Origin of the sequence: Oceanobacillus salinisoli (genome assembly GCF_009733865.1) — a bacterium.
GTDB lineage: Bacteria > Bacillota > Bacilli > Bacillales > Amphibacillaceae > Oceanobacillus > Oceanobacillus salinisoli.
Window position 1 is genome coordinate 254,581 of sequence record NZ_WOFB01000007.1, and the last position, 6,468, is coordinate 261,048.

Annotated in this window: 6 protein-coding genes; 4 read left to right on the forward strand and 2 right to left on the reverse strand. The window is 39.3% G+C overall.

Going from position 1 to position 6,468, the window contains the following annotated elements; genetic code table 11:
* Positions 1-84 precede the first annotated feature (84 nt).
* Together GMJ66_RS07855 and GMJ66_RS07860 are read left to right on the forward strand one after the other, a co-directional pair.
* Positions 85-1,044 (forward strand): bile acid:sodium symporter family protein, encoded by a 960-nt coding sequence (locus tag GMJ66_RS07855; RefSeq protein ID WP_156289758.1) that lies wholly within the window; start codon positions 85-87, stop codon positions 1,042-1,044.
* 237 nt (positions 1,045-1,281) lie between these two features.
* On the forward strand, positions 1,282-1,479 hold the full coding sequence (locus GMJ66_RS07860; protein WP_156289759.1) for an alpha/beta-type small acid-soluble spore protein: 198 nt from the start codon (positions 1,282-1,284) through the stop codon (positions 1,477-1,479).
* A 438-nt stretch (positions 1,480-1,917) separates the two neighbouring features.
* Here the strand turns inward: GMJ66_RS07860 and GMJ66_RS07865 are convergent, their stop codons facing one another.
* The gene (locus tag GMJ66_RS07865; protein WP_156289760.1) at positions 1,918-3,012 is read right to left on the reverse strand and encodes a branched-chain amino acid aminotransferase; all 1,095 of its coding nucleotides are present in this window, start codon (positions 3,010-3,012) and stop codon (positions 1,918-1,920) included.
* Between the two features lie 144 nt (positions 3,013-3,156).
* On the opposite strand from GMJ66_RS07865, the gene GMJ66_RS07870 reads away from it, so the two are divergent.
* Complete coding sequence (locus GMJ66_RS07870) at positions 3,157-3,945, forward strand: HAD family hydrolase (protein ID WP_156289761.1); 789 nt, start codon at positions 3,157-3,159, stop codon at positions 3,943-3,945.
* Positions 3,946-3,976: 31 nt separating this feature from the next.
* Positions 3,977-4,192, forward strand: a complete 216-nt coding sequence (locus tag GMJ66_RS07875) for a hypothetical protein (RefSeq protein WP_156289762.1) — start codon at positions 3,977-3,979, stop codon at positions 4,190-4,192.
* A 355-nt stretch (positions 4,193-4,547) separates the two neighbouring features.
* Here the strand turns inward: GMJ66_RS07875 and serA are convergent, their stop codons facing one another.
* Positions 4,548-6,134, reverse strand: coding sequence for a phosphoglycerate dehydrogenase (serA, locus tag GMJ66_RS07880; RefSeq protein ID WP_156289763.1), 1,587 nt, complete (start codon positions 6,132-6,134; stop codon positions 4,548-4,550).
* Positions 6,135-6,468 lie beyond the last annotated feature (334 nt).

The window sequence follows — 6,468 nt, forward strand, 5'->3', positions numbered from 1 at the left end:
ATTAGAAAATGTCCATCTATGGTAAAATGTTCAAAATTAATAGATTTACTGCGCTATTAATAACACAATTTAGGAGGAGACAATATGGGAACTTTAGGAAAAATAAGTAATTTTGCGGGGAATACATTTGCTATATGGGTTATTCTCTTTGCTGTATTAAGTTTCTTTTTTCCAGAAGCCTTTGCGTGGATAGGTCCATACATATCGCTATTATTAGGAATCATTATGTTTGGTATGGGGCTTACCCTGACATTGGACGATTTTAAAGGAGTGGTACAAGCACCGAAAAGTGTATTGATTGCTGTACTTGCTCAATACACAATCATGCCATTATTAGCATTTGGTTTGGCAGCTCTGTTTCAGCTACCACCAGAAATTGCCGTTGGTGTCATCTTAGTTGGATGCTGTCCAGGAGGAACTGCATCTAATGTAATGGCGTTCCTGGCAAAAGGGAATACAGCGTTATCTGTTACGACAACAGCAGTATCAACAATTCTTGCACCTGTATTAACACCTGCATTAACTTTATTATTAGCGAGCAATTGGCTTCCGGTATCATTTATGGACATGTTTATTTCGATTATTCAGGTTGTTTTAATACCAATAGGTTTAGGTGTGGGGATTCGATTGCTCTTTCCTAAACAAGTGGAAAAAAGTGTTCCAGCATTACCACTTGTATCCGTTATTGGGATTGTCGCAGTAGCTTCAGCGGTAGTAGCCGGTAACACAGATTCCATCGTAACATCTGGATTAGTGATTTTTGGTGTAGTTATTTTACATAACTTACTGGGATTATTGATTGGCTTTTTCCTTGCAAAAATGCTGAAATTAGATTTCAGTGACCAAAAAGCAATTTCTATTGAAGTTGGTATGCAAAATTCCGGTCTTGCAGCATCCCTGGCATCTGCTCATTTCTCACCACTATCAGCGTTGCCTAGTGCCATATTTAGTGTTTGGCACAATATCTCAGGACCTGTCCTGGCAACATGGTGGGGAAAAAGAAGTGAGAATCAGCAGCAGGATAACGAAGAAAAGGTTAGTTAATTAAATTAGCTTTGTAAGTTAATCCATCAATAAAAATGGTATAAAAATACTATCAAAGCGTATTTCGGTGCGTTAGGTCAAGAGTCAGCAACTAACTACTCGAAATAGAGTGAATAAGAAACCCCTTGGTAATATGCGGAAATCAAGGGGTCTTTCTGTCGAATAAAATAGCCAGAATTTCAAAATCTAATAGTGAGCAGATAAATTCTGTTCAATACCCACGAGGAGTGATTCTTCATGGCAAATAACAGAAATAAATTGTTAGTGCCTGGTGCGGACAATGCTTTAAACAGCATGAAAGAAGAAATCGCCAAGGAATTCAATGTTGAACTTGGAGCGGATACAACTGCACGTGAGAATGGTTCAGTGGGTGGCGAGATGGTCAAACGAATGATCCAAATCGCCGAACAAAGCATGGCAAATGGAGATAAATAGCAAAGAGAATACTTTGCATATACCTTCAAAATAGTTTCATGCAAAAAAGGCTGTGGCTCGAATGTAGCCACAGCTTTTATACTAATATTACTCTTTATATAACAAACACTGTGTAAAGTTAAGGGAAAATACACGGAGACACCTTGAAAAAAGAAAACCGCTTTTTCTGCGTGCGATGTAACCCTGCCGAAGTCTTCCTTGTCCTGTGGGAAAAGAGGTATCGGTGAGACCCTAAAGACGCAACAGCACGAGGAGGCTCACCAGCCCCACGGAAAGCGTAGTGTATTTCCGTAGCGGTAATACTATCTCAAATTAAACTAATTCGCATTCTATATATTTAGAGGAAAATCAATAAATTTTAAATAAAAAAAATAGAGCCAGGTTATTAGCCCGGCTCTATTGCATTTGTTAAATGAAATTTTATTGTGTAAATCAGTATTAATAATTCACTTTAGTCTTTTTTTCGACTTTTACCACCCAGTTAAACGGATCTTCTATGTTACCATATTGAATGCCTGTGATGGTATCATAGATTTTCTTAGATAGTTCGCCCGTTTTACCTTCATTGATGGTTAGGTGATGGTCCTCCCAGTAAAGCTCACCGATTGGAGAAATTACTGCTGCAGTACCTGAACCAAATGCTTCTTCCAATGTCCCATCCTGATGGGCCTGATATAATTCTTCCATGGAAACTCTACGCTCTGTAACAGGAACATCCCAATGTTTTAGAAGTTGAATTACAGAGTCTCTCGTGATACCAGGAAGAATACTGCCATTTAATGCAGGTGTAATCACTTCACCGTTAATCTTGAAGAATACGTTCATGCTTCCTACTTCTTCAATGTATTTACGTTCTACACCGTCAAGCCATAAAACTTGGGAATAGCCTTCTTTTTCCACCATTTCCTGGGCTTTAAGGCTGGAAGCATAGTTGCCGCCTGTTTTTGCTTCACCTGTTCCGCCTTTTACGGCACGAACATATTTGTTTTCAACTGCAATTTTTACCGGATTTATGCCTTCTTTGTAGTATGAACCAACAGGTGACATAATAATGATAAATTTATATTGACTAGATGGAGAAACACCTAAGTATGGTTCATTTGAAATAATAAATGGACGGATATATAATGATGTTCCTTCTGCGTCTGGAACCCAGTCTTTATCCAGTTCTACTAGTTGTCTGATTGCTTCTAATCCAAACTGCTCATCAATTGGTGGAATTACGAGACGTGCGTTTGAATGATTCAAACGCTGCACATTCTTTTCCGGTCTAAATAATTGAACGTCTCCATTTTGTGTTCGAAAGGCTTTAAGTCCTTCGAATACAGACTGACCATAATGAAAAATCATAGCTGCTGGACTGATGGAAAGGTCCTGATAAGGAATAATGCTGGCATTATGCCATCCTATGCCTTCTGTATAGTCCATCACGAACATATGGTCTGTAAAATATCTTCCAAACACAAGCTCATTTGAATTGGGCTTTGATTTTCTTGATTCACTTTCTTCCACACGAATTGATTGATCTACCATTTAAATTATCTCCTTGCATAAAAGATTTCTATTAATCATAAATTAAATTTTTAATTTAAGCAAGACTAAATTTTAAATTATTTTATGTTAAATTAGAATTGGGCGAATAATTTTATAAGGAGTTAGAGAAAGGAGGAAAAACGGATGAGTAAACTAAAAGCAGTTTTCTTTGATTTAGATGATACATTGCTATGGGATGAAGAAAGTGTAAGACAAGCATTTCGTGGCACCTGCAAAAGAGCAAAAGAAAAATACAACTTGGATCAGGAAGCGTTGGAGCAAGTTGTTCGTAAAAAGGCAAGGGAATTGTATGAAAGTTATGATGTATACCCATTTACAAAAATGATAGGTATTAACCCTTTCGAAGGTTTATGGGGTACTTTCAATGATGAAGGGGAGGATTTTCAAAAACTAAAAGAAATCGCTCCTTCTTACCAAAAGCAGGCCTGGACAAACGCGCTGCTTGAATTCAGCATTGATGACCCAGAATTTGGGCTGGAGCTGGCAGAAACTTTTCCAGAGGAGCGGAAGAAAGTTCCGTTCTTGTTTGAAGATAGTTTAAAGGTTCTTGACAGTCTTCGTGGTGAATATCGATTACTACTTCTCACCAATGGGTCACCGGAGCTTCAAAATATAAAGCTGGAAATCACACCAGAGCTTAGACCTTATTTTGATGAGATTCTCATTTCAGGGGACTTTGGAAAAGGAAAACCAGATCCAAGCATTTTTGAACATGCACTAAGTCTAATAGGTTTATCTGCAGATGAAGTTCTGATGGTTGGGGATAATTTAAATACAGACATTTTAGGTGCCAATCGTACTGGAATTCGTTCGGTATGGATTAACCGCAAAGGGATTGAAAATGTGGAAGTGAAGCCTACATATGAGGTGAAAAGTCTGACAGAGGTGTTAGAACTTGTGGAAAAACTGTAATTTTGTAAGGTGCACAACAGGTGGATACTGGTTGTGTGCTTTTTTGTTGTGTAAATTTAACGAGCAGAATGGATACAAAGCAAGGAAGATATCAACCATTGACGGGGATATATCAACCGTAAAGGAGAACATATCGACCGTTGCACAAAATATCAACTCAAAGCAAGCGTATATCAACCCGAGCAAGGAAGATATCAACCATTGGCTGGCACATATCAACAAAAATCAGCAGGAAATCAACCAATAAAACAACTCCCACCACACAACCAAAATAAAACCGACCTCTCCAACCAGGTCGGTTTATCTGAAAAGATAAGAAAGTATAAAATTTTGTATCGATGTCTAGCTCCAGCGCCCAGCATACTAGCGAGACTTCCCTCACCTCCGTAGGATAAGTCAACATCGACTCACTTTTTTTAGGAAGGCCGACTAAAAGCGGGACAGCGCTCAGGCGTCGGCATACCCCTATGAAGGGGCATGTTTCCTATATCTCCTGCGGGGACTGTTCGGTTAAAACCGCCGCTTTGCGCGGCAACACCGAACCACCTGGCATGGCCAGGCGCAGTCCGTACGTCTCTAAACGGGCGCTTGCGCTTTTCTTATTACAAATCAATGGCTACAACATCCTTAATTTCCTCCAGCTCATTTAATTCAGCTAAAGCATTGTCATCTAAATGGCGGTCTATCGTTAGAATCATAATCGCTTCTCCGCCAATATCTGAGCGGTCTACCTGCATAGTTGCAATATTGATATGATGGCGACCGAGCAGGCTACCCATTCGGCCAATCACTCCTGGCTGGTCCATATGTTCGATAACAACCATATGACCTTCTGGGCGGACGTCTACACTGTAATTATCCACTTTTACAATTCGGGCTCCTAGTCCATTTAGCAGCGTACCAGCTACTTTTCGTACTTTTGATTTAGTTTTCATTTCCACCGAAACTAAGTTTGTAAAGCCTTTTGCCGATGATGTTTTATTTTCATTGACGACAATTCCTTTCTTTTCAGCAAGGAACAAAGCGTTAACATCATTGACATGCATACCAAGATGGCGTTTTAAAATCCCTTTAACCGTGTTTCTTGTAATGGGAGCAACTTCGATATCGTAAAGCTCTCCAGCATATGAAATATTAATTTCTTCTGCAACCTCATCCACAAGATCAATTAAAAATGAACCTAATTTTTCCGCTAAATGAAAATATGGTTCTACCTTCTTCATGACGTCCTTTGGCAGGGAAGGGAGGTTTACTGGATTTTTGACACTATCTCCGTTTAAATAACGAAGGACATCTTTACTAACATCGACAGCTACAATTTCCTGGGCTTCTACAGTGCTGGCACCTAAATGTGGTGTGGCAACTACTTCGGGTAAATGCAGTAATTTATGGTCCATAAATGGTTCTTCTTCCAAAACGTCCAGTGCAGCACCAGCAACCTTTTTAGAAACAATCGCATCGTAAAGAGCATCTTCGTCAATAATTCCGCCTCTGGCACAGTTGATAATGAATACGCCGTTTTTCATTAATTCAAACGCTTTGGCATTAATCATATGTCTTGTTTCTTTAAGCAGTGGCGTGTGTACGGTAATAAAATCAGCTTGCTGGATGACCTCTTCAAAGGTTCCATAGCCGATTCCCATCTTTTCTGCTTTTTCCTCTGTGAAAAATGGGTCATATGCAATGACATTCATTCGCTGCCCTTTTGCTCTTGTTGCCACTTCTGTACCGATTCTGCCAAGACCAACAATTCCCAAAGTCTTATCCCGTAATTCCACGCCAACGTATTTTTTTCGGTCCCACTGATGATTTTTTAGAGAAAGATATGCTTGAGGTATATTTCTTGATAGTGCCATTAACATCGCCATCGTATGTTCTGCGGCGGAGTTGGTATTTCCATTCGGTGCATTAACAACGATAATCCCATGTTCCGTTGCTGCATCCAAGTCAATATTATCGACTCCAACCCCAGCACGGCCGATAACTTTAAGGTTTTTCCCTTTTTGAATAAGGGAGCGGGTAACCTGAGTACCACTGCGAACGATTAATGCATCAAAGTTACCGATTCGCTCTTCCAATTCTTCTGGAGATAAATCTGTTTCCATCACGATATGGACATTATCTGCTTGTCTTAGGGGCTGAATTCCGTCTTCACTTAGTGGGTCACTGATCAAAATACTGAAGCTCATACATGTACCTCCTGTAAATGAAATAGAGAAATAAAAACTTACCATTATCAAAGAGGTGGATTCAACGTAGCTAAAACGTCCTAAATAATAAGAAAAACGAACACATTCGCTTCTGGACGGTAGAATGCGAGTTTTTCTAAAAAGATAAGAAAGTATAAATTTGCGCTTTGAAGTCTAGCTCCATCGTCCAGCGACTAGCGGACTTCCCTCACCTCCGTACGTCGCTAAACGGGCGCTTGCGCTTTTCCAAAAAATCATATATTTATGATTTAATATAGCAATAATTAAAATATTGTCAATTATTATTCGGAAAATATTTCTAAGGTGGAAAATT